The sequence below is a fragment of the Avibacterium sp. 21-594 genome, from assembly GCF_026226815.1.
GTDB lineage: Bacteria > Pseudomonadota > Gammaproteobacteria > Enterobacterales > Pasteurellaceae > Avibacterium > Avibacterium avium.
Map to the genome: position 1 here is coordinate 1,155,403 of NZ_JAKKOC010000001.1, position 22,816 is coordinate 1,178,218.

Below are 22,816 nucleotides of genomic sequence, written 5' to 3' on the forward strand. Positions count from 1 at the left end.
AGCATAAACCGCCTTTCACGGCGGTTTTGTTTTTTAAACGAAGAGAAATAGAAATAATATCAACGCACTACACGCAAAAAAATCGGGCGATAACTTGCTTTTTTGTGCCAAGATTTCGATACCAAATGGACGATCACAAAAGCAAGTGCGGTGCAAAAAACGATAAAAATGCCTTGCCACAGTTCGGTTTGGAAAAGCTGATCGGCGATCAACGTGGAAAGCAATAAGGTGAGTAACGGGAAAAAATACACCAGCAAACTAGACAAAATCAGTGAGCGTTCCATTAAACCAATTTCGATAATTTGCCCTGCTTTGACAGGGGTGATGGTTTCCACCTCAAAAAAATGCGCCGTGCCTGTGCCGTTCAGTTCCGCCAGTGCAGCTGAGCCACAGGCAGACTTTGCCGCGCAGCTTCCGCAGGCACTTTGCGATTGGCATTTCACTTGCGCAATGCCAGATTGATAGGAAATAACTACCGCACTTTCTTTCAGCATTTACTTCACCTTAATATCTTGCACAATTCGTTTTGCGGTAGAAATCGGTAGCTGCCCGACAAGGGTAAATTCGTTATCGCCAAAGGTTTCGCTATAAAAGGTTCTGGTGCCATTCCACCAGCCGTTTTTTTCTTCATTTGGCAAAATTGAACTTGAGCGGTAAAGGGTGAAGGAAAATAATCCATCGCTGTAAAGCTGCGCTTCAATGCGTTCTTCGCCATTAGTTTCCACACTGCGATTAATCAGCTTAAAGCCGTTTGGTAACCAGCTTGGCTGCCAGTCAAAGGCTTCCTTACTTGGCTGGAAAGTGGTTTTGTCATTAATCAGCGCAGGAAAACCCATATGATTAATGGCATTGAGTAAATCATCAAATTGTTCGCTTTGATATAAATTCACCACGCGGAATTGTTCTAACAGATTATTTTCTCGATCTAACACATCACTGCGTAACAACAAATGGCTTTGTTCATCAATAAAGACCACATATTGATAGCGAAAATCATCTTTCGGCAAAATGCGAATGGTTTGCACCACACGATCTGCCACGCGGTTGCGTCCAATATAGGTGAAATCATAATTTTGTTTCAGCGCATCAAGATTGCTCCACATAATCGCAGGCAAGCTGTCCACAATATGATTGGCGTTAATCGAGAACGGAGAATAATTCGGTTGGAAATAACTCACCACATTATCACGTTGCACAATTTGTTGTGGCATTCCGTCAAGGGTGAGCAGTTGGGCGTAGGTTTTGCCGTTATGATGAATATGGCTATAACGTAATGAAGCCATATTCGGCGTGGTTTGCACGAAAGCAATTTCATAGTTCAGATGAGAGCCTGCCTGTTGCATTTCATCTAGCAATTGGCGGGGCTGGACTGCATCAGGTTCTGCCGCCCATAAGGGATTTACAGAAAATAGCACTAAGGAAAGTGCGGTGATTTTTTTGACCGTTTTTAACATCGTTATTCACACATAGGATACAAACAAATTCACCACCAAAAATGGTGGTGAATAACCTAAACTTCATTCATTGTTATTTCTGATTTTGCAAATTTAATCTATCCGCATAAATGCGTTTTTGCAATTCGTAGCTTTGTAGCATTGAATCAATACGTTTATTTTTTTGCTCGATTTGCTCAGGCGTAATCACCGATTGGGTTGGCGCATTATAGCTCACTTCTTGCACGGAATTGTTAAATGGCAAGGTTTGCAACACAGGGGCGTCTTGGTTTTCTTTGCCATTGTGCGCCATAAAACTTTGCACGCCCATCACCGCAACTAAGCACACGCCCGCTGCCACGGCAAATTGAGTCATTGGCATAAACCACGCTTTCAGTTTTTGCATAAATGGCGATTGCGCAGTTTCTTCTGGCATTGGTTGAGAAACCATCGGTTGCGCCACCACAATTTCTTCTTGCTCAATTAAATCTGCCATTTTTGCAGTGAAATCCGCACCCAATAATACTTCACTTTCCTGACGCATTACTGCACGAATAGTATGAAAATTTGCCCAGGATTTTTGTAAATCAGCATCTTGGCAAAGTTTTTCTGTCATTGCCTCGCTGATTTGTTCGCCATCAATGTAAGCGGAAAGTTGCTCTTTTTGCATTGTAAACTCCAGGGTTTTCTCTTTCTTAATGTTATTAATGTTGTATTAGCCTTGAAGAAGGGGTTGAATTTTATTTTCGATAATCTCCCTTGCGCGGAAAATACGCGAACGCACCGTTCCTACTGGGCAATTCATAATATCGGCAATTTCTTCATAACTTAGCCCCTCTAACTCACGCAAGGTGATGGCGGTTTTTAAGTCTTCTTGCATACTATGAATGGTATCAAAAATGATCTTCTTCAATTCACCAGATAACATCTGATTTTCGGGCGTATCTACGTCCCGCAAATTTGTTCCCACATCATAGGATTCTGCCTCATCTGCCAGAATATCTTCATTCGGCGGACGGCGCCCCTGTGCGGTTAAATAATTCTTTGCCGTGTTCACGGCGATACGATATAGCCAAGTGTAGAAAGCACTGTCACCGCGGAATGATTCAATAGAGCGATATGCTTTAATGAATGATTCTTGTACAACATCGGGAATATCATTCGGCGACACATAACGGGTTAATAGCCCTGCCACCTTATTTTGATAACGCGATACCAACAAATTGAATGCTTTCTTATCTCCCTGCTGTACCCTTTCTACCAAAGCCTGATCTGTTAGCTGTTCAGTCATATAACCTCTTATACACCTCTAACAAGCCTTGATACACAAGACAGCAAGCTCGTGTTCTCTTAGAGGGGTGAAAATCGTAAAAGTTCAATCTTTTTATCAAATTAGCTCGATAATTTTTCTTGTATATAGGAAACCATTTGCTGTAATTCAAGATCTGGCGCAGGTTTTCGGTTAAAAAACCACGAAAATAATTGTAAATCCGTTGCCGCTAATAAACGCACAAACGTGGCTTTTTGTTGCTCATCTAGCTCATCAAAATGTTGCTGAAAGAAAGGCATAATCACTTTATCTAACTCTAACATTCCACGCCGACAATCCCATTCAAGGCGAAATTTATTATATTTTTCCATTTCTGTTCCCTTTTGAACTGAATAATGGAGGGATTATAGCGAAAATCTGCCATAAAGTGCGGGGATTTTTTATGAGATTTTATTACCCCTTAAGAATTAACTCTTATGAGTCATAAATTACTTGACTATTACTCGATTAAGCATAGAATGACGGGCAGATTTTCTATTTATTTTATCTAATTTAATAAATATCAAAATCGAACAAAATAACAATATACTATTTTAAGGAGCATACCGTTATGTCAGGTATTTTTACGCAAACTAATCCAGCTCGCCGCCGTTATGGTGTTGCCGCTTTTGTCGGTATTATTGCGGGTTTACTTTCTGCCTTCGTAAAATGGGGTGCAGAGCATCCATTCCCACCACGCAGCCCATTCGATTTATTCGTTGCGGCTTGTCAAGATCCATCACAAGCTTTGGAAGTGTGTTCTCGTGCGTTTTTAAACCCACCACACGTTTTCTTGCGTGATTATTTTGGTATTGATCCAACTGAAGCAGTGTTCACTTTCGCTGATCACGGTTTTAACTGGATTGGGGTAACTCACATCACCTTCTCAATCGTATTTGCGGTGGGTTACTGTGTGGTTGCAGAGCGTTTCCCTAAAATCAAATTCTGGCAAGGTGTGGGCGCAGGTCTAATCGCTGATGTTTGTGTACACTACATCACATTCCCTGCTTTAGGTTTAACACCACCAGTATTAGACTGGCCATTATACGAACACGTTTCTGAATTAGTGGGCCACGTTTTCTGGTTCTGGACAATTGAGATTGTGCGCCGTGATTTACGTAACCGCATCACGCACCAACCAGACCCTGAAGTTCCATTAGATCAACCTTATCGTTAATCAAGTAAAGCCCGAACCCTTCGGGCTTTATTTTTTTCTTTTTTATCACCCCTCTTTTTTGTAAAAATGTAGAGCGAAATCAAAAATTTGCGTACAATGCCATAGCCTGAGTTTAACAATAAAAAGGAGAAAATATGGATAGAAGAAAATTCCTGCGTCTTGGCGCATTAAGTTTATTCAGTGTAAACAGCTTATCGCTCAATGCGGCGGAGCAAAATACTACGGTGGCGTTACGCATTATTGCCACCACGGATATTCACGGTTTTTTGACGGATTTTGATTATTACAAAGATGCGCCTACGGATAAATTTGGTTTTACCCGTGCAGCAAGCCTGATTGCAAGCGCTCGTCAAGAAGTGAAAAACTCGGTGTTAGTGGATAATGGCGATTTAATTCAAGGCAACCCGATTGCCGATTATCAAGCCGCTAAAGGGGATAAAGAAGACAAACCAAATCCGTCTATTTTAGCCCTAAATGCAATGCACTATGATGTGGGAACGATCGGCAACCACGAGTTCAACTATGGCTTAGATTATTTAGATCGTGCCATTAAGCAAGCTCACTTCCCTATTATCAACGCCAATGTGGTGAGAGCCAGCGATGACCAGCCTTATTTCCAACCTTATTTTATTCAAGAAAAAAGCGTAACAGATAATGCGGGCAACACGCATCAAATCAAAATTGGTTATATTGGCTTTGTGCCACCACAAGTGATGGTATGGGATAAAGCCAATTTAGAAGGCAAAGTAAAAGCCTACGATATTAAGAAAACCGCAGAAAAATATGTGCCAATTGTGAAAGCACAGGGTGCTGACATTATTGTTGCACTGGCACACACCGGCCCTTCCGATGAACCTTATAAAGAAGGTGAAGAAAATGCCGCCTTCCATTTAGCTGATGTCAAAGGCATTGATGCCGTGATCTTCGGCCATTCGCACCGCTTATTCCCAAATAAAGAATTTGCTAACAGCAAAGGGGCGGATATTGAAAAAGGCACAATGAACGGCGTGCCAGAAAGTATGGCGGGCTATTGGGCAAATAATATCAGCGTGGTGGATCTCACCTTAAATCAACATAATGGTAAATGGTTTGTGACTGACGGCCGTGCAGCCTTGCGTCCGATTTATGATGCCGATAAGAAAAAAGCCCTTGTGGGCAATCACCCTGAAGTTGCGGCATTACTTGCCCCAGTCCACGAAGCCACTCGTGCCTTTGTAGCACAGCCGATTGGAAAAGCCTCTGATAATATGTATAGCTTCCTTGCCTTGTTCCAAGATGATCCAACGGTACAAATCGTAAACCAAGCGCAACAAGCTTACGCTGAAAACGTGGTGAAAAATCTGCCTGAGCTAGCGGGTATTCCAGTGCTGAGTGCCGCTGCGCCATTTAAAGTCGGTGGACGTAAAAACGATCCAAGCGCTTATGTGGAAGTGGATAAAGGCGATCTCACCTTCCGCAATGCGGCGGATCTCTATCTCTACCCAAATACCTTAGTGATTGTCAAAGTGAGCGGGGCAGAACTCAAACAATGGCTTGAGTGCAGTGCAGGAATGTTTAACCAAATCGATCCAAATAGCGACAAACCACAATCCTTGTTAAATTGGAGCGGTTTCCGTACTTATAATTTCGATGTGATTGACGGGGTAAACTATGAAATTGATGTTACCCAGCCTGCCCGTTATGACGGTGAGTGCAAGCTCATTAATGACAAGGCATCGCGTATTGTCAATCTCACCTATCAAGGCAAACCAGTGCAAGATAGCGATCAATTCTTAATTGCAACCAATAATTATCGCGCTTATTCGGGCAAATTCCCTGGCACAGGTGATGCGCACATCGTCTTTGCTTCCCCTGATGAAAATCGTCAAATTTTGGCAAACTACATCAGCCAAACCACCAAAGAAAAAGGCGAAGTGATCCCTTCTGCGGATAATAACTGGAAACTTGCCCCAATCGCGACCACTCAGCCATTGAAAGTACAAGTGGAAACGTCCCCAAGCGATAAAGCAAAAGCCTTCATCAAGGAAAAAGCGCAATATCCAATGGATTACGTTGGGCAAGATGAACTTGGCTTCGCGGTTTACCAAATAAATTTAAACAAAAAATAGACCGCACTTTTAATAAAAACAAGGCGATGTGAACTCACATCGCCTTTTTTATCGCTTAAATGCAGTATGATTAATTACTGTGCTAACAAACTTTCATCGAGTAGCAAATCTTCATTTTTGTTTACGCCTACGCCGCGGTCAAGAATGTGTTGCGCGATTTGATGGGCTTCGAGCAGGGAGTGTTCGGTGTAAGTGCCGCATTGATATTCGTTTAATTCGGGAATCTCTTTTTGATCTTGCACTTGTAAAATATCTTTCATTGAGGCGAGCCACGCCTGCGCCACTTGTTGTTCGTTTGGTGTGCCGATGAGGGACATATAAAATCCAGTGCGGCAACCCATCGGCGAAATGTCAATAATTTCTACATTTTCGCTGTTTAAGTGATCGCGCATAAAGCCAGCGAAAAGGTGTTCTAAGGTGTGAATGCCCTTTGGTGGCAGAATTTCTTTATTTGGGATACAAAAACGCAAATCAAAAATCGTAATATCATCGCCTTTTGGGGTACGCATTGTTTTGGCAACGCGCACTGCAGGGGCGTTCATTTTGGTGTGATCCACTTTAAAGCTATCGAGTAATGGCATCGTTTCTTCCTTAATTTTGATGTTATGTAAATTAATGTAAAAATTTTTCTATTTTTTTCGAACTTTTCGTAAGTCCTTGTGTCTTATAGTATAGCAACTTGCAGTTGTTTTAATAAATTGATTCCTTAAATTATTTTGCCACCCTAATAAGGTGGCTTTTCTTTATCCTATTTTTGCACAAAAACTCACCTTAAAATGGAAAAATCAAAATTTTTCACTTTTTTTGCAATTTTTATTTGTAAACTTTTGTAAAGTTGTGTAGTATCTCTCTTGCAAAAGAATACAACTTATCGTTGTTTAAAAGAAATTGGTTCCTTAGGTTATTTGCCACCCTTGATGGGTGGCTTTTTTTATTTCTAAGCAAACTACTATCCCTACAAATAACCCATTGCGATAAAACAATGGGTTAATCTGATCATAAGACTTAATTAAAATTTTGCCAGTAACATCGTCTCAAGTTTTTCTTGGTCGATGGCGAATTTGCGGATACCTTCAGCCAGTTTCTCTACTGCCATTGGATCGCTGTTGTGCTGCCAATAGAACTCGCTTTCAGTAAGCGGTTGTGGCTTGGCTTTCACTTCACCCGTGTAGTCTAATTTACGCACAAGTGCGGTGTTATTTTCTTGCAATTCTTTTAATAATGCAGGGGCGATGGTTAAACGGTCGCAACCAGCCAGCTCAGTAATTTCGCCTACGTTACGGAAACTTGCGCCCATTACTACGGTTTGATAGCCGTGTTGTTTGTAATAGTTGTAAATTTTCGTCACTGAAATCACGCCCGGATCTTCTGCTGGTGCGTATTCTTTTTTGTCGCTGTTTGCTTTGTACCAGTCAAGAATACGGCCCACGAATGGGGAAATTAAATATACGCCTGCTTCCGCACAAGCACGTGCTTGCGCTTCTGAGAATAAAAGGGTTAGGTTACAGTTAATGCCTTCTTTTTCAAGGATTTCTGCTGCACGGATACCCTGCCAAGTAGAGGCGATTTTAATTAAAATACGATCGTTAGATACGCCTGCTTCATTATAAAGAGCGATTAATTTACGTGCTTTTTCAACCGTCGCTTGGGTGTCGTAAGAAAGACGTGCGTCCACTTCGGTAGAAATGCGTCCTGGGACAATTTTAAGGATTTCTAAACCGATATTTACTGCTAATTTATCTTCTGCATCAATAAGTTGCTGTGCTTTGTCGGCACTTTTGCTTTTGGCATAAGCAATGGCTTCATCAATTAATGGTGCATATTGAGGCAAAGCAGAGGCGCTTAAAATGAGTGATGGGTTGGTGGTGGCGTCTTGTGGTTGGTAGGTTTTAATGGCTTCAATATCCCCTGTATCTGCCACAACCACGGTCATTTCGCGTAATGCTTCTAATTGTGTTGTCATAGTTACCTCTCATTTGATTGTTAGTTAAGTTCGCATACAATATCACATCTTAGCGATGCACATATAGCTATTTTAGCTTTGGTATTGATAGGTAGATTCTAAATTAAATTTGGCGCGGTAGAAAACCTTAGAGAAATAAAATCTGTGATCAGGATCACAATATAAGGAAAACAAAATGAAAACACGTTGTAATTGGGCGCAAGGCTTAGCTATTTATGAAGATTATCACGATAATGAATGGGGAAAGCCTGAATATAATAGCTTGAAATTATTTGAGAAAATTTGTTTAGAAGGGCAACAAGCAGGGCTTTCTTGGATCACGGTATTAAAAAAGCGGGAAAATTATCGCCAAGCCTTTCATCATTTTGATCCCGTCAAAATTGCTCAAATGAACGAGCAAGATATTGACGCGTTAATGCAAAATGAGGGATTAATTCGTCATCGTGCAAAATTAGAAGCTATTGTGAAAAACGCCAAAGCTTATTTAGCGCTGGAAAAGTGCGGTGAAAATTTTAGCGATTTTATTTGGGCGTTTGTGAATCATCAACCACAAATGAATGATGTGCCTGATTTATCTGCCGTGCCTGCGAAAACGGAAACCTCAAAAAATTTGTCGAAAGCGTTGAAAAAGCGTGGCTTTGTCTTTGTGGGCGAAACCACCTGTTATGCCTTTATGCAATCAATGGGGTTGGTGAATGATCATCTCAACACCTGTTTTTGTAAGCATAAATAAAATGCTTTTTGAGCGGTTTTTCTTTATAATCGGGTTAATTTCTACACCTGAAAACAAAATGGGTTATTAATGAAAAAAAATTACTACACAATGCTTTCTTTCTCAATTTTGACCGCACTTTATGGTGCGCCAAGTTGGGCAAGTTTGCAGCAGCAATGTTTAGCTGGCGTACCACAATTTCAAGGGGAAGTGGTGCAAGGCGATCCAAATGAATTGCCAGTTTATATTGAAGCTGATCGCGCGGAGTTAAATCAGCCTGTTAATGCACGTTACGAAGGGGACGTGGATATTCAACAAGGCAATCGCCATTTAAAAACGCAAGTGGCGGAAGTGATTCAAACGGGCGAAGGGCAAAATGTGCAACGCTTTGCCTATGCGAAAAATGGCTTTGATTATAAAGATAATCTGATCAATCTGTTAGGTGATTCCGCCAAGGTTAATCTGAATAATAAAGATGCCGATGTAGAAGGCGCAGATTACCAATTTGTCGGCCGTCAAGGACGCGGTAAAGCACAGCAAGTTGAGCTACGTAATGATTATCGCTTGTTGAAAAACGCCACCTTTACCTCTTGCTTGCCTGATGATAATAGCTGGGCGATTGAAGCCTCTGAAATGCGTCAGCATATCCAAGAAGAATATGCCGAAATGTGGCACGCGCGCTTTAAAGTTCACGGCGTGCCAATTTTCTATACTCCTTATTTACAACTGCCAATTGGCGATCGCCGCCGTTCAGGCTTACTCATTCCAAGTGCAGGAACTTCTAGCCGTGATGGTTATTGGTATGCACAACCTATTTATTGGAACATTGCACCCAACTTTGATATGACCGTAACACCAAAATATATGTCAAAACGTGGCTGGCAATTTAATGGTGAAGCACGCTATCTCACTCAGCTTGGCGAAGGGTTAATTGCGGGCGAGTATTTGGGCCGTGATCGGCTTGATGATTACCAAGGGGATAACCGCTCGCGCCATTTATTCCACTGGCGACACAGTTCCAGTTTCTTACAAAATTGGCGTTTAAACGTGGATTACACCAGAGTCAGCGATAAGCGTTATTTCTCAGATTTTGATTCCGCTTACGGACGCAGCACGGACGGTTATGCCGATCAAAATTTCCGCATTGCGTACTATCAGCCAAACTACAATTTCTCTCTATCGGCGAAGCAATTCCAAGTATTTGATGATGTGGATATTGGGCCTTACCGCGTTTTTCCACAGCTCGATTTTAATTATTATCGTGATGGGCTTGCTAACGGTTTAATGGATTTCCGTTTATTCTCACAAATTTCTCGTTTTGAGAATGACAGCGCCTTAATGCCAAAAGCTTGGCGTTATCACATTGAGCCAAGCCTTAATATTCCTCTTGCGAACCGTTACGGCAGTTTGAATATTGAAACCAAACTTTACGCCACGCACTATAATCAAACCAAAGGGAAAGGGCAAAATGCCGAAGAGGTTGAACGCTCTGTAACCCGTGTGTTGCCGCAAGTGAAAGTGGATTTTCAAACCTTGCTTGCCAGCAAAGAAACTTTGTTTGACGGTTATACGCAAACCATTGAACCGCACATTCAGTATCTTTATCGTCCTTATAAAGATCAAAGTAATATTGGCTCAAAATTAAATAGCCAATATCTTGGTTTTGGTTATGATTCTGCGTTATTGCAGCAAGATTATTTTTCCTTATTCCGTGATCGCCGTTATAGTGGCTTAGACCGTATCGCTTCGGCAAATCAGTTCACCTTAGGCGGAACAACGCGTTTTTACGATCAAGAAGGAAACGAACGTTTTAACCTCTCTTTAGGGCAAATTTATTATCTCAACGATTCGCGTATTGATAATAATCCAAGCAATAGCAGTGATCGTTCCACCTCATCTTGGTCATTAGAAAGCAACTGGCGTATTAGTCCAAAATGGAATTGGCGTGGTAGCTATCAATACGATACCAGCTTACACCAAACCTCCCTTGCCAATACCGTGTTGGAATATAACCCAAGTGGCAATAATCTGATTCAGCTAAGTTATCGCTATGCAAGTCAGGAATATATTGACCAAAATCTCACCGGCGCAAATGCGTACAATCAAGATATTAAACAGCTCGGTTTAGTGGCTGCGTGGGAAATTGCCGACAGATGGGCCGTGGTTGGACATTACTATCAAGATCTTGCTTTAAACAAACCTGTTGAGCAATATCTCGGCGTGAAATATAACACTTGCTGCTGGGCAGTCGGTGTTGGCGCGCGCCGTTATGTAACCAGTAAAGATGGGCAACAAACCGATGAAGTGGTTTACGATCACGCAATTGGCGTAAATCTTGAATTGAAAGGCTTAGGTACAGATCATCAAAGTGGCATTGAAAAAATGTTGCAAAGAGGAAAACTGCCTTATATTCAATCTTTCAGTCTTTATTAATCACATAGCAATAAGAAAAAGGCCGCAACCAAAAGTGCGGCCTATTTTTTCGCAATTTTTATTAATCTCTAAAATTATTAAACTGGAATGGCTGCCCTAATTCGGCATTTTTCACCAGTTGGATCACCGCTTGCAAGTCATCACGGGATTTTCCTGTTACGCGCACTTGATCCCCTTGAATTTGGGTTTGCACTTTGAGCTTGGATTCTTTGATAAGCTTGGTAAGTTTTTTCGCCATATCCGTTTCGATACCTTGTTTCAGCTTAATTTCTTTGCTGAAGGTTTTACCGCTGTGTTCATATTCTGTTGGAATATCCAATGACGCAGAATCAATGCCACGCTTAATGCAAGCATTACGCAAAATATCCACCAGCTGTTCCACTTGGAAATCGGACTCACTGGCCACTTTAATGGTTTCGTTTTTTTCGTTTAATTCGATAGAAGAAGGCACGTTGCGGAAATCCCAACGGTTGGCTAAATCACGGTTGGCATTTTCCACGGCGTTACGCACTTCGTGCGCATCTAATTCAGAAACAATATCAAATGAAGGCATAATTACTCCTCGTTTTTCATTATTCGGTCATTCGCACCTAAAATACATAATAGTGCGGTTAAGTCGGCAAAGTTTACCACAATTTGCGCCTGTTGTTGCACTTTCGGCTTGGCGTGGAATGCCACACCGAGATTGGCGACTTTCATCATTGGCAAATCATTGGCGCCATCACCAATAGCAACGGTGTTTTCCATTGGAATATGATATTGTTCGCTCAATTGACGCAAGGTATCCGCTTTATATTGTGCGTCCACCACCGCACCTTGCACTTCGCCAGTCAAAATGCCGTCCACAATCTCAAATTGGTTGGAAACCGCAGCATCAAGCCCTAATTCTGCTTTTAAATAATCCGCAAAATAAGTAAACCCACCTGACGCAATGGCGGTTCGCCAGCCGTATTTCTGCAAGCCTTGAATGGTTTCCACTAAACCTGAAGTCAGCGGCAATTTTTCTCGCACTTGTTGCAAAATGTTTTCTGGTGCGCCTTTTAGGGTTGCCACGCGGCGGCGCAGGCTTTGCTCAAAATCTAACTCTCCGCGCATTGCTTGCTCGGTGATTTCAGACACCAATTCACCTGTGCCAGCCAGTTTCGCAATTTCATCAATACATTCAATTTGAATGGCAGTGGAGTCCATATCCATCACTAACAAGCCTTTTTTCTGCAAACTAGCGGAAAAGTTGAGCCGCGCAATATCCACTTCTAATTGATGAGCATATTCTTGCCACTGCGCTTGCCAATTGCCTTGCAACAGCACCGCAAGGTTATGCGCTTCAATCCAATAGTCAAAAAGCGTGAAATTTTCACCGCACTTTTGCTGAAATTTCTGCAATTTAGCCAAATCTAAGGTTTCGCCATAAAGCAAAAAATAATTCTGTCCTGCGGCAAAGGATTGCGTCTGTTGCAGTGGACAAGGCAGATTTGGATACTGTTGTTGTAATTGCTTGAGATTTTGTGTTTGCATAGAAAATCCTGTAAATTATCGGCATTCTTACGATTTATTGTGCCGTGAACGCATAAATAGACTAAAATAGCACCTTATTCTAGCCTATTTTGCGAAATCTTGGGGAAAATAACGTGCAACTTGTGAAACAAAAAGTGCTAAAAATCATTATGTTTAGCTCGATTATGCTACTAAGCGGTCTGATTATGGGCATTATTTTATTCGGTGTCCAACAATTCAAACTTGGCTCACAACTTGCCAGCGTCAATCAAGTTACCCATCTTTCTCACTTATTAGTTCGCCAACAAGCCAATTTATTTGCACTGTTGATCAATAAAGCTAAGCCAGAAGCATTAACGGAAAATTTAGATAATTTTGTCAAAGAAAATTTTATTCTTGATGCCTCCATTTATTCCACCCAAGGGGAATTATTAGCGCAAAGCTCAAATGCTTCGCTGTTGCGCCAACAATTAGGCCTAGAACAACCTGAATCAAAAGAAATCACTAATCAACAAATTGTTGAACCAATTTATTCAAGCAGTGGAGTGGAAGGCTTTTTGCGTGTAACCTTTAACAATAAATACGGACAAACCACACAAAGTAAGATTAATCAGATTTTTAATCGCCTATATGGCGAGCTAATCATTGTGTTTCTCACCGGTGTATTATTTGCCAGCTCCATTCATTATTTTTTAGCACGCTATCGCCGAATCAAACGCCGTCAGTTAGAAAGTCATTCTGTCATACAAAATGAAAAACCTGCGCCATCACGTTTAACTTATCATAAAAAACGTAAACGCTTGAAAAAATAATAAAAAAATCCCGCACTTTTTATCAAGTGCGGGATTTTTTGATAAATTATTCTGCGCTATTCTCTTCGCTTCGATTGACTTCCGTTTTAGGCTTACGGCGTTTGCCGATGTTTTTTGTGTCTTTATGGCGGAGTTTAGTTTTTTTCTGCTGTTCTGATTTTTTCTTTTCTGCCCGTTTTTGTTTAATGCGCGCTTTTTGTTTTTTGCTGACGCTTTTGACTTCGCCGTCTTTCGGTGCTTTGGTGCGTGGTTCTAAGCCTTCGATAATGCGTGGTTTGAGTAGTTCTTCGGTGTAACGTTTAATTTTGCCGAGCAGTTTATAATCGTGGGCTTCTACGAAAGACACTGCCACCCCTTTTTTGCCTGCACGCGCAGTGCGTCCGATGCGGTGTAAATAAGTGTCTGCGCTGTAAGGCAAATCCATATTCATCACGTGGCTGATGTCATCAATATCAATCCCACGCGCAGCCACATCGGTGGCAACTAGCACGGTTACCACGCCATTTTTGAGTTTATCAATGGCATTATTGCGTTGCGTTTGCGCCATTTCCCCTTCTAAATAGGTGCTGCGAATACCACGTTTACGCAAGGTGTCGGAAAGCTCTCGCACGGTTTCACGGCGGCGAACGAAAATAATGCCCTTGCTTACCTTTTCCTGCTCAATAAAACGAGCGAGCAATTTCACTTTATGCTCATCGCTGTCTGCGTGATAGTACCATTGTTGGATTTTTTTACGCTCACGGCGACTTGGCTCCGCATCAATTTGCACAGGGTCATTGAGTAGCCGCCCTGCAAAATCCATTAGCAGTTCACCTTCCAACGTAGCAGAAAACAGCAAGGTTTGTTTACGCCAGCGCGTTTCGGCAGCAATTTTTTCCGCATCTTGCCCAAAGCCCATTTGCAGCATACGATCCGCTTCGTCAAAAATCAGAATTTCGACCGCGCGACAATCAAAATTTTCTTCTTGGATATATTGCAGCAAACGCCCCGGCGTGGCGACCACTAAATCTTGGTTGCTGTTAAACACTTCACCGTGGTTTTGATACGCCACACCGCCTGTGATAGTAGTAATATCAAGGTTGGTAAATTGCGCTAATTGCTCCGCTTGCTCCGCCACTTGCATCGCTAACTCACGGGTTGGGGTGAGAACCAACACCCTTGGCGTACCGGGTTTACGGCGTGGATTATCTAGCAAATGTTGCAAAGCGGGCAATAAGAAAGCGGCAGTTTTCCCCGTGCCAGTTGGGGCTGAGCCTAGCACATCTCGCTCCGCCATTGCTGCTGGAATGCATTCCAACTGAATGGCGGTGGGGCGTTGGTAGCCTTTTTTCGCTAAGGCTTTTAATAATTCTGGGGCGAGATCCAATTCTTCAAATTGTGCTAAGTTCATATTTATTGTTACTATTAGGAAAAAATTAGTGCAGATTATACCGCACTTTGAGTGCAAAGTGCGGTCAATTTTTGGGAAGTTTATGACAAAGAAAAATCAAGGCTTTCGCTTTAAGCAGTTTCAGGTTAATCATCATCGCTGTGCAATGAAAGTAGGCACAGACGGCATTTTGCTTGGTGCTTGGGCGGATATTCAAGGGGCAAAAAACCTTTTGGATCTCGGCACAGGCACGGGGTTAATTGCGTTAATGTTAGCACAACGCACTCCGCAAGATTGCCATATTAGCGCGGTAGAGCTTGATAACGCGGCGGCAGAACAGGCGCAGGAAAATATTCAGGCTTCCCCTTGGGCTGAGAAAATCTCGCTATATCAAATGGATATTGCAAAATTCGCACAAAATCCACCGCACTTTTTTGATTTAATTGTGGCTAATCCGCCCTATTTTGAACCTGCACAGGCTTGCAAAAACGCACAACGTGATCTTGCGCGCTATACCCTTGAACAAAGCCATAATGACTGGCTCAATGTGGCAGCACAATGCTTAAATGAACAGGGGAAAATTCAATTTATCCTGCCCTATGAAGCAGGAAAAATCTTACAAAAAAGCACCGCACTTTATTGCACAGAACAATGTGATGTGATCACCAAAATCGGCAAGCCAGCACAACGAATATTACTCACTTTTCGTAAACTAGCTGAACCTATGCAACATTCACAACTGATTATTTATGACGAAAATAATCAATACCACCCTGACTTTGTGGCACTGACGAAAGAATTTTATCTGAAGTTTTGAATAAAAAACCTAGCACAAACGTGCTAGGTTGGTGAGATTACTCCGCAAATTCGTCCAACATATCTAAGGTTGGGACAAAGAAAAGCGTGCCTGTGCGGGTGCGGCTGAAATCAAGCAAGCGGTCGTAATTTCCTGCTGGGTTGCCGATAAACATATTGTTTAACATTGCTTGCACGGTGCTGAAAGTGTTGGCATAAGCAATGAAATAAGTTCCAACTTCGCCGTTAGCAGAAAATGGCATATTGTCGCGAATGACTTTGCGATCATCGCCCACGTTAGCTAATGCGCTGTGGCTGTTAGCTGGTTTGGTGTCATCGTCCATTTCAATGTCATCTGCTTTAGAGCGGCCGAACACTTTTTCTTGCTCGCTTAATGGCAGCGCACGCCACGCTTGCATATCGTGAACATATTTTTGTACGAACAAATAGCTACCGCCTTGGTAAGCTGGGTCTTCTTCCCCTACGGTGCCGAATAAGATGCGGTCTTCTGAATCGTGTGGGTTTTCTGTGCCGTCCACAAAGCCAAGAATACTGCGTCCGTCCCGATAGCGGAAGCCTTGAATATCCACCACACATTTTGCCACATCGTGTAATACATCGGTGATATTTTGTGCAATGTCAAAGCAGTAGCTTGGTTGATCGCAACGAATATGGAAATGCAAGTCGCCACGGGTTGCCACGGCGGTATATTTTGCGCCTTTAATTGGCTCAAAAGGGGCAAGTTCTTTTGGCAACGGCTGTGGTAAATCAAGGCGTAACCACGCATCGTGTCCAATGCCCATTACCACGCTGGCTTTGGCATCAGGAAAACGGGTTTTCGCTGAATTATTAAGATTGCCAATTAATCCGCAGAGTTGTTGAAACGCAGGTTTTACGTCCACATCATCGTGAAAATTCCACACCATAAAAATGGTGTTTTTGTTTGGTTCATCAAGAACATTTTGTAAAGCAGCCATAATTATCCTTATATTTCTTACAAGTTATACAATTTATTTGCCTTGAGTGAGATATTCACTCCCTTCTAGGATCATTAACTTCCCTTCTTCTGCGCCAATGGCATTAGGTAAATTCGTTACCAATGAATGAGCAAAGTTGCCTTGGTATAATTTCGCTCCTTGGTGCGTTAAATTGGAATGGCAATCAATATACACCTTGCCACCTAATTGTCGCCATAAATAGCAGAAACCATAATCTTCCGACAGATAGCGGTTAGTATCAGGATCGATCATTACATCAAAGAAACGATAGTGCAACCCGTTGTCTTTACGGCTACGGCTGTCTGGCGTGTAGCGTAAGTGCGGGTAATTTTCTCTCATTTTATCAAACACTTCGCGCTTAATGCACATAAAGCCTGTTGGTGCTTCGTCCATTTCCATAAAACCGTCTGGCTGCACTTTGAAGATAATTTCATCGCCTTCTTTTTTGCCTGCATTTACCGTATAACGTGCAGCTAAATTCGCTAATTCTGCACGACTTAAGCCATCAGGAATACGATCTGGCAGGTTTTCAAATTTTAATGGATATACCCCTGCTGCCACATCATAATCAGAAAGCAATAAACGCAAAAAGGCATCTACGGAAAAACCAATATCAGAATCAACCCAAAATAAATGCGTCCATTGGCCATTTTCTAAAAACTCCGCAACGGATTCATTTCTGGCACGAGTAACAAGGCTTTCGCCACGTTTTAATGAAACTTGTAACTGAAATCCTAAGCTTTTTGATGCATCAACTACATTAAGCAATGAAATCAAATAGTTATGAAAATACTTTCCATCGTGGCTCGGTGTCATAATCACCGGATACATATTTTTTAATGCACTAATATCTAACATTTTGATTCCCTATTATGCAATTAAACCCGCTTTCAGTAAGCCTTGATAAATGCCATCTTGTTCTAATTCAGTGGTAACCTGATCAGCGACTTTTTTTAATTCTTCGTGCGCATTGCCCATTGCTACGCCAATTCCCACGGATTTTAGCATTTCAATGTCATTTAAACCATCGCCAAACGCCATAACATTCTCTAAGGTAAAACCTAAATGGCGTGCAATCGCAGCAATTCCTCTTGCTTTTGAGCCTTCAGCATCAAAAATATCCACTGAGTTTTCGTGCCAACGTACCGTTTTCAGATCATCTAAAATATGCGCTTGCGCCACCAGTTCATCTTGATCTTCAGCATAGAAAGCCAACACTTGAAACACTTCGTGATGTTTAAAAAAGGTTTTGTCCACTTGATACTTTGTGGTGATCGGATCGAGTGCTTCTTTTAATCTTGGCGTAATTTCAGAAACACACACTTTATCACTTGCCACAAAGGCATAGGCTATTTGCTGTGCATCAAAAAAATCCACCAATTTTTGTACTTTCTCCGTTGGAATTGGGTGCTTTTCGATCACTTCATTTTGGTAAACCGCATACTGCCCATTCATTGTTACAAAGGTATCAATGCCTTGTTGCGCGATCATTTGATTAATTTTTTCAGGGAAAGCACAGCGTGTGCGCCCTGTGGCAATGCCGACTAAAATGCCCTTATCTTGCAATTTTTGAATGGCAAGTCTGGCACTTTCAGGAAAAAAACCGTTATGTTTACGAAACAAGGTATCGTCAATATCAAAGAAAACCGCTTTGATTGCTTGGCGATTGTTATGCTGAAGATCATTAACCGCTGTCATTTTTTACTCTCTTTTTCTAAAAATTGCTGTAAATTTTACCATTATTGCGATCTAGATCGAAAAATTAATCGCAAAAAATTTACTTATTACACAAAATCTTTAAATTCCTTTGTGCTGATAAGGTTAAAAATCTTGTTAAAAGTGCGGTGTAAATTTAATGAATTTTTTCGCTTTCCGTTGTGTATTATGCCAACAATCGCTCTCAATCCGAAATGCAGGCGTATGCTCAAAATGCAATCGCAACATTGAACGCTATGTTTATTGTGGTTGCTGCGGAATGCCCACAGCAAGCTATGTGCAGCGCTGTGGATTTTGTCTTAATGCAATGCCATATTGGGATCAAATGGTACTTATCGGGCATTACACCTCGCCTTTGGCTGAAATGATCAAAGATTTCAAATTTCATCGTCAATTTTGGTTAGACAAAACCTTAGCACGCTTGCTGCTGTTGGCCGTTTATGAGGCAAGACGAAAGCATTCTCTACACTTTCCACAAGCGATTTTTCCCGTGCCACTGCACCATTTTCGTCAGTGGCAACGGGGTTATAATCAAGCTGATTTAATCGCTAAACGCTTAGCCAAATGGCTGAATATTCCTTGCCATTCGCAATTTATTCAACGGGTAAAGCGCACACCACCTCAGCTTGGTTTAAACGCTAAGGCGCGCAGGAAAAATTTAAAACACGCCTTTAAATTTGCTAATCAAGAGATAAATTATCGTTCCATTGCGTTGGTTGATGATGTGATCACTACAGGTTCAACCCTAAACGAAATTGCTAAACATTTCCGCCAGTTAGGGGTGGAAAATATTCAAGTTTGGGGGTTAGCGCGGGCTTTTCACACTTAGCAATGCCTTGATTATAGAAAATACCGAATAAAAGAAAAGGTGGAAAAAAAGTCTATCTAGCGGTATGATGCCTGACTATCTAGCTCAAGTATTACTGAGGAATAAATAATGCAACAAATTACGATTTCTGACGCGGCGCAAGCACATTTTCGCCGTTTATTAGATCAGCAAGAAGATGGCACGAATATCCGCATTTTTGTGGTGAACCCCGGCACGCCAAGTGCAGAATGTGGGGTGTCTTATTGCCCACCAAACAGCGTGGAAGCGACAGATACAGAAATGAAATATGATACTTTTTCCGCCTTTGTTGATGAAGTGAGCTTGCCATTTTTAGAAGACGCGGAAATTGATTATGTTACGGAAGAATTAGGCTCACAGCTTACCCTTAAAGCGCCGAATGCGAAAATGCGTAAAGTAGCAGACGATGCACCTTTAATTGAACGCGTGGAATATGTCATTCAAACCCAAATTAATCCGCAACTGGCAGGCCACGGTGGGCATATCACCTTAATTGATCTGACAGAAGATGGCTATGCAATTTTACAATTTGGCGGTGGCTGTAACGGTTGTTCAATGGTCGATGTAACGCTAAAAGATGGCATTGAAAAACAACTGGTTAGCTTGTTCCCCGGTGAATTAAAAGGGGCGAAAGACGTAACCGAACATCAACGCGGTGAGCATTCTTATTATTAAGATTCACGAAAACCCTATTCAATCAAGGGCGTAAGTAATACGCCCTTATTTTTTGATTTTATAGAAAATTGATCTTTGCCCTGATTGGTATCAAATCATAGCGCTATTTGTGGAAAATACCGCTCAGTCAGCGCCACAAAATCTTGCAGAGAAATCAACCGCACTTTACTTTCATTGTTTTCATCGCAATTAACAAAGTGCGGTGCAATTTCTTGTAGATTTCTGGCGTAGATGTCGTTTTCTAGCGCATAGCAAGACACGCTGAGTTGGGCGAAAAGTTCTTGGTGTTTGAAGGGAAGTAGCACGCCGTCTTGCCATAGCACAAGGCAATCTTGTTCCGTAAAATGGGCAAAATAGCGAGCGAGGGTTTGGCTGTCGTAATCGGCTTTGGCGAAGGTATAAAGCATCATCATTTCCTGCAAAAAGAATGAAAAAGCACGCTAAAAAGTCAGCACTTTTTCTGCTTGTTGTAATTTTTCCATTAACGCCGCGCGGGACAATATTTCGCAATTCAATAGCCAATTTGCTTTTTCAAGGTGTAAGGCTTGTACGGATTGTTGGCACAGGTAACGCTGTTCGATGTCGTATAATTCCAATAATTTGAAAGGCTGGCTGACATTTTTCTGTAAGATTTTTTCGCTTTGTTGATTGGCAATAAGATTGAAAACCCCGTCATCAAGGAAAAAAACCGCAATTTCGTTTTCATCACAAAAGGCAGTGGCAGCAAGGAGTGCGTCTAAGCCCTCGCGGCTAGCGGCCGTGCCATAAGGCGGTTGGGTAAACACAAAAGCCAGTTTAATCATAGGGTTATCACTCGATCTGCTTGCAGCACGGCTTGGCTAAACTCGCCCAATCCTGCTAATACAAAGCCTTCTGCCAGATTATTTTGCTGTTTATCTTTGCTCGTTAAAGCGTCCACCACGCCACGGCGTTGGGAAGCCGCAATGCAAAGATGCAAAGGGATATGGTGCTGTTTACTCAAGGCTTGCCAATGCTGTTGTAAATTAAATTCATCATTGGCTGGATACACAAAACCGTTGCCATTACTTACGCCATTTTGCATAAACAAAACTTGGCTGATTTGATGCCCTTGTTCAAGCAAGGCGAGTGCAAACTGATAGGCTAAAAATGCCCCTTGCGAGCCATAAACGGGCTGTTTTATCGCCAATACATACCGCATTATTTTGCCTCGTCCTGCTTGATTTGGCGGATATATAAATACACCGTATGGCGTGAAATATCCAGCCGCTCCGCCACTAGGTTGATGGCATCTTTGATGTCAAAAATCCCTTTTTCATAGAGCGAAAGCACAATTTGGCGATTTTTATTATTGTTTGCCACCAAGCGATCGGCGGTGATCTCTTGCACGGTTTGTTCGATGGTTTGGCTAACCAGTTCTTCCACCGAGCTGGCAAAATTCACTTCAGAAGCAGACTGTTGCTCCGCAGGGGGCATAAGGGCTTGGATAAATTGGGTTACCGGCACATCTAAATTAATATTAATGCACAGCAAACCAATAATGCGTTTTTCTTGATTGCGAATGGCGATGGTGACGGATTTCATCAACGCCGTGCCTTTTGCGCGGGTAAAATAAGGCTTGGAAACATTCTCCGTTTGCATTGTTTTGAGCGATTTCAAGGCAAAATCAGTGATTGGCGATCCCACTTTGCGATGGGTGTTATGCCCGTTGGCAATGCAAATGGCAGAATGTTCAAAATCTTCGAGAGAATGCAGCACGATTTCGCAATGACTGCCGATTAAGGCACTCACGCCGTCCACCACCGCCACATAGGAATTTAAAATCGCACGATCTTCATCCGTAAAAGGGCGTCTATCCGTTAGCATTGGGTTTATCTCAAAATGATGGAAAAATCCACCGCACTTTTCTTTCAATGGATATAAAGTGCGGTGGTTTTTTCTTATTTTTTCTCAGGGGTAACGTCTAATACTTCCACATCAAAATAAAGGGTTGAGTTAGGTGGAATTGGGCCTGCGCCTTGTTTTCCATAGGCTAAATCCGCTGGGATAAGCAGGGCAATTTTGCCGCCTTTTTTGACTAACTGAAGCCCTTCTGTCCAGCCTTTAATCACTTGATTTAATTTGAATTCTGCTGGCTGACCACGTTCTACGGAGCTGTCAAACACGGTGCCATCGGCTAATTTCCCCGTGTAATGCACTTTGACCATATCATCAGGTTTGATTGCTGCACCTTCACCTGCTTTTTCAATGCGATACATTAAGCCAGACGCGGTTTTTTTCGCGCCCTCTTTTTTCATAAAGTCCGCGGTGAATTTTTCGTTTTCAACTTGTACTTTCGCTTGACGCGCTTCATACACTTTGTCGCCAATGGCTTTTAATTTTTCTTGGATTTGTTGATCCGTTAAATCCCCTTTGCCCTCTAAGGCATCGTTCACGCCTTGTAATACGCGGGCTTTGTCGTAATTGATCACATCTTTTTGATCGTTGATTAAGGTTTCAAGGAATTGTTTTCCTGTAGCATAACCCACCACATAAGAGGCTTCATCATTGAATTTTTTGTCCGCTGCTTGATCAGCAAAAACTGAGCCAGAAACCACCGCACTTAATGCAAGTGTGATAAGAGAGAATTTTTGAATTTTTAACATTGTTTATCATCCTTTATAATGAAATCGGAATTTTTGATAGGTTAAATTGTATTGCACAATTTAACAACCATTATTTAAGGATTATTTATGCAAATTCAACTTGAACACGCAAAACAAATTGCCGAATTAGAAACAAAAGTGGCATTTCAGGAACACGCTATTGAGGAATTAAACCAAGCCTTGGTGGAACAACAATTTATACTTGAGAAAATGCAGTTACAGCTACGTCATTTGGCGGCGAAGTTAAAAGATTTGCAACCTTCCAATATTGCGAGTCAAGCAGAAGAAACGCCGCCACCTCATTATTAAACACAGAAAAAAGGCTAATCACAAGGATTAGCCAAAGGTTTT

General features: G+C 41.9%; 27 protein-coding genes. 9 read left to right on the forward strand and 18 right to left on the reverse strand.

Annotated elements, in window-relative coordinates:
* Window positions 1–59: 59 nt before the first annotated feature.
* The 5 genes from L5B76_RS05405 to L5B76_RS05425 all read right to left on the reverse strand — a co-directional run bounded on the left by L5B76_RS05405 (window position 60) and on the right by L5B76_RS05425 (window position 3,074).
* The gene (locus L5B76_RS05405; RefSeq protein ID WP_265754566.1) at window positions 60–494 is read right to left on the reverse strand and encodes a SoxR reducing system RseC family protein; all 435 of its coding nucleotides are present in this window, start codon (window positions 492–494) and stop codon (window positions 60–62) included.
* A complete protein-coding gene (gene rseB, locus L5B76_RS05410; protein WP_265754567.1) occupies window positions 495–1,454 on the reverse strand; it encodes a sigma-E factor regulatory protein RseB in 960 nt (319 codons plus the stop codon).
* Between the two features lie 73 nt (window positions 1,455–1,527).
* Complete coding sequence (locus L5B76_RS05415) at window positions 1,528–2,103, reverse strand: sigma-E factor negative regulatory protein (protein WP_115248849.1); 576 nt, start codon at window positions 2,101–2,103, stop codon at window positions 1,528–1,530.
* Between the two features lie 45 nt (window positions 2,104–2,148).
* Window positions 2,149–2,724, reverse strand: coding sequence for an RNA polymerase sigma factor RpoE (gene rpoE / locus L5B76_RS05420; RefSeq protein ID WP_115248848.1), 576 nt, complete (start codon window positions 2,722–2,724; stop codon window positions 2,149–2,151).
* A 101-nt stretch (window positions 2,725–2,825) separates the two neighbouring features.
* A complete protein-coding gene (locus L5B76_RS05425; protein WP_103853634.1) occupies window positions 2,826–3,074 on the reverse strand; it encodes an FAD assembly factor SdhE in 249 nt (82 codons plus the stop codon).
* 239 nt (window positions 3,075–3,313) lie between these two features.
* On the opposite strand from L5B76_RS05425, the gene L5B76_RS05430 reads away from it, so the two are divergent.
* Together L5B76_RS05430 and cpdB are read left to right on the forward strand one after the other, a co-directional pair.
* Window positions 3,314–3,919: a YagU family protein gene (locus tag L5B76_RS05430; protein WP_265754568.1), complete on the forward strand. Its 606-nt coding sequence runs from the start codon at window positions 3,314–3,316 to the stop codon at window positions 3,917–3,919.
* 134 nt (window positions 3,920–4,053) lie between these two features.
* Window positions 4,054–6,027, forward strand: coding sequence for a 2',3'-cyclic-nucleotide 2'-phosphodiesterase (gene cpdB / locus L5B76_RS05435; protein WP_265754569.1), 1,974 nt, complete (start codon window positions 4,054–4,056; stop codon window positions 6,025–6,027).
* Between the two features lie 74 nt (window positions 6,028–6,101).
* Here cpdB and luxS read toward each other — a convergent pair whose 3' ends face one another.
* Together luxS and tal are read right to left on the reverse strand one after the other, a co-directional pair.
* Window positions 6,102–6,608 (reverse strand): S-ribosylhomocysteine lyase, encoded by a 507-nt coding sequence (luxS, locus tag L5B76_RS05440; protein WP_265754570.1) that lies wholly within the window; start codon window positions 6,606–6,608, stop codon window positions 6,102–6,104.
* 428 nt (window positions 6,609–7,036) lie between these two features.
* Window positions 7,037–7,990, reverse strand: a complete 954-nt coding sequence (gene tal / locus L5B76_RS05445) for a transaldolase (protein WP_265754571.1) — start codon at window positions 7,988–7,990, stop codon at window positions 7,037–7,039.
* 175 nt (window positions 7,991–8,165) lie between these two features.
* Here tal and L5B76_RS05450 point away from each other — a divergent pair, with 175 nt between their 5' ends.
* A complete protein-coding gene (locus tag L5B76_RS05450) occupies window positions 8,166–8,723 on the forward strand; it encodes a DNA-3-methyladenine glycosylase I (RefSeq protein WP_265754572.1) in 558 nt (185 codons plus the stop codon).
* Window positions 8,724–8,792: 69 nt separating this feature from the next.
* Window positions 8,793–11,135 (forward strand): LPS assembly protein LptD, encoded by a 2,343-nt coding sequence (lptD, locus tag L5B76_RS05455; protein WP_265754574.1) that lies wholly within the window; start codon window positions 8,793–8,795, stop codon window positions 11,133–11,135.
* Window positions 11,136–11,196: 61 nt separating this feature from the next.
* Here the strand turns inward: lptD and L5B76_RS05460 are convergent, their stop codons facing one another.
* Together L5B76_RS05460 and serB are read right to left on the reverse strand one after the other, a co-directional pair.
* Entirely contained in the window at window positions 11,197–11,688 is a 492-nt protein-coding gene (locus L5B76_RS05460; protein ID WP_115248839.1) for a YajQ family cyclic di-GMP-binding protein, read from the reverse strand.
* A 2-nt stretch (window positions 11,689–11,690) separates the two neighbouring features.
* The gene (serB, locus tag L5B76_RS05465) at window positions 11,691–12,650 is read right to left on the reverse strand and encodes a phosphoserine phosphatase (protein ID WP_265754575.1); all 960 of its coding nucleotides are present in this window, start codon (window positions 12,648–12,650) and stop codon (window positions 11,691–11,693) included.
* Window positions 12,651–12,763: 113 nt separating this feature from the next.
* Between serB and L5B76_RS05470 the strand changes: the two genes are divergently transcribed.
* A complete protein-coding gene (locus tag L5B76_RS05470; protein ID WP_265754576.1) occupies window positions 12,764–13,441 on the forward strand; it encodes a YtjB family periplasmic protein in 678 nt (225 codons plus the stop codon).
* A gap of 46 nt (window positions 13,442–13,487) precedes the next feature.
* Here the strand turns inward: L5B76_RS05470 and srmB are convergent, their stop codons facing one another.
* Window positions 13,488–14,831, reverse strand: coding sequence for an ATP-dependent RNA helicase SrmB (srmB, locus tag L5B76_RS05475; RefSeq protein ID WP_265754577.1), 1,344 nt, complete (start codon window positions 14,829–14,831; stop codon window positions 13,488–13,490).
* A gap of 82 nt (window positions 14,832–14,913) precedes the next feature.
* Here srmB and L5B76_RS05480 point away from each other — a divergent pair, with 82 nt between their 5' ends.
* The gene (locus L5B76_RS05480; RefSeq protein WP_265754578.1) at window positions 14,914–15,627 is read left to right on the forward strand and encodes a tRNA1(Val) (adenine(37)-N6)-methyltransferase; all 714 of its coding nucleotides are present in this window, start codon (window positions 14,914–14,916) and stop codon (window positions 15,625–15,627) included.
* 37 nt (window positions 15,628–15,664) lie between these two features.
* On the opposite strand, the gene L5B76_RS05485 is transcribed toward L5B76_RS05480, so the two are convergent.
* Genes L5B76_RS05485 through L5B76_RS05495 form a run of 3 tightly spaced genes read right to left on the reverse strand, consistent with a single transcriptional unit; the run spans window position 15,665 to window position 18,301 of the window.
* Complete coding sequence (locus tag L5B76_RS05485) at window positions 15,665–16,582, reverse strand: Dyp-type peroxidase (protein ID WP_265754579.1); 918 nt, start codon at window positions 16,580–16,582, stop codon at window positions 15,665–15,667.
* A 33-nt stretch (window positions 16,583–16,615) separates the two neighbouring features.
* The gene (locus L5B76_RS05490) at window positions 16,616–17,461 is read right to left on the reverse strand and encodes a hypothetical protein (RefSeq protein ID WP_265754580.1); all 846 of its coding nucleotides are present in this window, start codon (window positions 17,459–17,461) and stop codon (window positions 16,616–16,618) included.
* 12 nt (window positions 17,462–17,473) lie between these two features.
* Entirely contained in the window at window positions 17,474–18,301 is an 828-nt protein-coding gene (locus tag L5B76_RS05495) for a Cof-type HAD-IIB family hydrolase (RefSeq protein ID WP_265754582.1), read from the reverse strand.
* Window positions 18,302–18,458: 157 nt separating this feature from the next.
* Between L5B76_RS05495 and L5B76_RS05500 the strand changes: the two genes are divergently transcribed.
* The gene (locus L5B76_RS05500; RefSeq protein WP_265754583.1) at window positions 18,459–19,148 is read left to right on the forward strand and encodes an amidophosphoribosyltransferase; all 690 of its coding nucleotides are present in this window, start codon (window positions 18,459–18,461) and stop codon (window positions 19,146–19,148) included.
* Between the two features lie 108 nt (window positions 19,149–19,256).
* The gene (gene nfuA / locus L5B76_RS05505) at window positions 19,257–19,841 is read left to right on the forward strand and encodes a Fe-S biogenesis protein NfuA (protein ID WP_265754584.1); all 585 of its coding nucleotides are present in this window, start codon (window positions 19,257–19,259) and stop codon (window positions 19,839–19,841) included.
* Window positions 19,842–19,936: 95 nt separating this feature from the next.
* Here the strand turns inward: nfuA and L5B76_RS05510 are convergent, their stop codons facing one another.
* The 5 genes from L5B76_RS05510 to L5B76_RS05530 all read right to left on the reverse strand — a co-directional run bounded on the left by L5B76_RS05510 (window position 19,937) and on the right by L5B76_RS05530 (window position 22,465).
* Entirely contained in the window at window positions 19,937–20,248 is a 312-nt protein-coding gene (locus L5B76_RS05510; protein WP_265755526.1) for a DsrH/TusB family sulfur relay protein, read from the reverse strand.
* A 33-nt stretch (window positions 20,249–20,281) separates the two neighbouring features.
* Window positions 20,282–20,644, reverse strand: a complete 363-nt coding sequence (gene tusC, locus L5B76_RS05515) for a sulfurtransferase complex subunit TusC (protein ID WP_265754585.1) — start codon at window positions 20,642–20,644, stop codon at window positions 20,282–20,284.
* Window positions 20,641–21,021, reverse strand: coding sequence for a sulfurtransferase complex subunit TusD (gene tusD / locus L5B76_RS05520; RefSeq protein WP_265754586.1), 381 nt, complete (start codon window positions 21,019–21,021; stop codon window positions 20,641–20,643). Before tusD ends, tusC begins: the two co-directional genes overlap by 4 nt.
* Window positions 21,021–21,686 carry a helix-turn-helix transcriptional regulator gene (locus L5B76_RS05525; RefSeq protein ID WP_265754587.1) on the reverse strand — a complete coding sequence of 222 codons (666 nt, stop codon included), beginning with the start codon at window positions 21,684–21,686 and terminating at the stop codon, window positions 21,021–21,023. Before L5B76_RS05525 ends, tusD begins: the two co-directional genes overlap by 1 nt.
* 74 nt (window positions 21,687–21,760) lie before the next feature.
* Window positions 21,761–22,465, reverse strand: coding sequence for an FKBP-type peptidyl-prolyl cis-trans isomerase (locus L5B76_RS05530; protein WP_265754588.1), 705 nt, complete (start codon window positions 22,463–22,465; stop codon window positions 21,761–21,763).
* Window positions 22,466–22,552: 87 nt separating this feature from the next.
* Here L5B76_RS05530 and L5B76_RS05535 point away from each other — a divergent pair, with 87 nt between their 5' ends.
* Entirely contained in the window at window positions 22,553–22,774 is a 222-nt protein-coding gene (locus L5B76_RS05535) for a SlyX family protein (RefSeq protein WP_265754589.1), read from the forward strand.
* Window positions 22,775–22,816: the final 42 nt, after the last annotated feature.

Excerpts from the sequence above, each read along its gene's own strand:
- L5B76_RS05405 (WP_265754566.1), bottom strand. The coding sequence starts at position 494 with ATGCTGAAAGAAAGTGCGGTAGTTATTTCCTATCAATCTGGCATTGCG.
- rseB (WP_265754567.1), bottom strand. The coding sequence starts at position 1,454 with ATGTTAAAAACGGTCAAAAAAATCACCGCACTTTCCTTAGTGCTATTT.
- L5B76_RS05415 (WP_115248849.1), bottom strand. The coding sequence starts at position 2,103 with ATGCAAAAAGAGCAACTTTCCGCTTACATTGATGGCGAACAAATCAGC.
- rpoE (WP_115248848.1), bottom strand. The coding sequence starts at position 2,724 with ATGACTGAACAGCTAACAGATCAGGCTTTGGTAGAAAGGGTACAGCAG.
- L5B76_RS05425 (WP_103853634.1), bottom strand. The coding sequence starts at position 3,074 with ATGGAAAAATATAATAAATTTCGCCTTGAATGGGATTGTCGGCGTGGA.
- L5B76_RS05430 (WP_265754568.1), top strand. The coding sequence starts at position 3,314 with ATGTCAGGTATTTTTACGCAAACTAATCCAGCTCGCCGCCGTTATGGT.
- cpdB (WP_265754569.1), top strand. The coding sequence starts at position 4,054 with ATGGATAGAAGAAAATTCCTGCGTCTTGGCGCATTAAGTTTATTCAGT.
- luxS (WP_265754570.1), bottom strand. The coding sequence starts at position 6,608 with ATGCCATTACTCGATAGCTTTAAAGTGGATCACACCAAAATGAACGCC.
- tal (WP_265754571.1), bottom strand. The coding sequence starts at position 7,990 with ATGACAACACAATTAGAAGCATTACGCGAAATGACCGTGGTTGTGGCA.
- L5B76_RS05450 (WP_265754572.1), top strand. The coding sequence starts at position 8,166 with ATGAAAACACGTTGTAATTGGGCGCAAGGCTTAGCTATTTATGAAGAT.
- lptD (WP_265754574.1), top strand. The coding sequence starts at position 8,793 with ATGAAAAAAAATTACTACACAATGCTTTCTTTCTCAATTTTGACCGCA.
- L5B76_RS05460 (WP_115248839.1), bottom strand. The coding sequence starts at position 11,688 with ATGCCTTCATTTGATATTGTTTCTGAATTAGATGCGCACGAAGTGCGT.
- serB (WP_265754575.1), bottom strand. The coding sequence starts at position 12,650 with ATGCAAACACAAAATCTCAAGCAATTACAACAACAGTATCCAAATCTG.
- srmB (WP_265754577.1), bottom strand. The coding sequence starts at position 14,831 with ATGAACTTAGCACAATTTGAAGAATTGGATCTCGCCCCAGAATTATTA.
- L5B76_RS05480 (WP_265754578.1), top strand. The coding sequence starts at position 14,914 with ATGACAAAGAAAAATCAAGGCTTTCGCTTTAAGCAGTTTCAGGTTAAT.
- L5B76_RS05485 (WP_265754579.1), bottom strand. The coding sequence starts at position 16,582 with ATGGCTGCTTTACAAAATGTTCTTGATGAACCAAACAAAAACACCATT.
- L5B76_RS05490 (WP_265754580.1), bottom strand. The coding sequence starts at position 17,461 with ATGTTAGATATTAGTGCATTAAAAAATATGTATCCGGTGATTATGACA.
- L5B76_RS05495 (WP_265754582.1), bottom strand. The coding sequence starts at position 18,301 with ATGACAGCGGTTAATGATCTTCAGCATAACAATCGCCAAGCAATCAAA.
- L5B76_RS05500 (WP_265754583.1), top strand. The coding sequence starts at position 18,459 with ATGAATTTTTTCGCTTTCCGTTGTGTATTATGCCAACAATCGCTCTCA.
- nfuA (WP_265754584.1), top strand. The coding sequence starts at position 19,257 with ATGCAACAAATTACGATTTCTGACGCGGCGCAAGCACATTTTCGCCGT.
- L5B76_RS05510 (WP_265755526.1), bottom strand. The coding sequence starts at position 20,248 with ATGCTTTATACCTTCGCCAAAGCCGATTACGACAGCCAAACCCTCGCT.
- tusC (WP_265754585.1), bottom strand. The coding sequence starts at position 20,644 with ATGATTAAACTGGCTTTTGTGTTTACCCAACCGCCTTATGGCACGGCC.
- tusD (WP_265754586.1), bottom strand. The coding sequence starts at position 21,021 with ATGCGGTATGTATTGGCGATAAAACAGCCCGTTTATGGCTCGCAAGGG.
- L5B76_RS05525 (WP_265754587.1), bottom strand. The coding sequence starts at position 21,686 with ATGCTAACGGATAGACGCCCTTTTACGGATGAAGATCGTGCGATTTTA.
- L5B76_RS05530 (WP_265754588.1), bottom strand. The coding sequence starts at position 22,465 with ATGTTAAAAATTCAAAAATTCTCTCTTATCACACTTGCATTAAGTGCG.
- L5B76_RS05535 (WP_265754589.1), top strand. The coding sequence starts at position 22,553 with ATGCAAATTCAACTTGAACACGCAAAACAAATTGCCGAATTAGAAACA.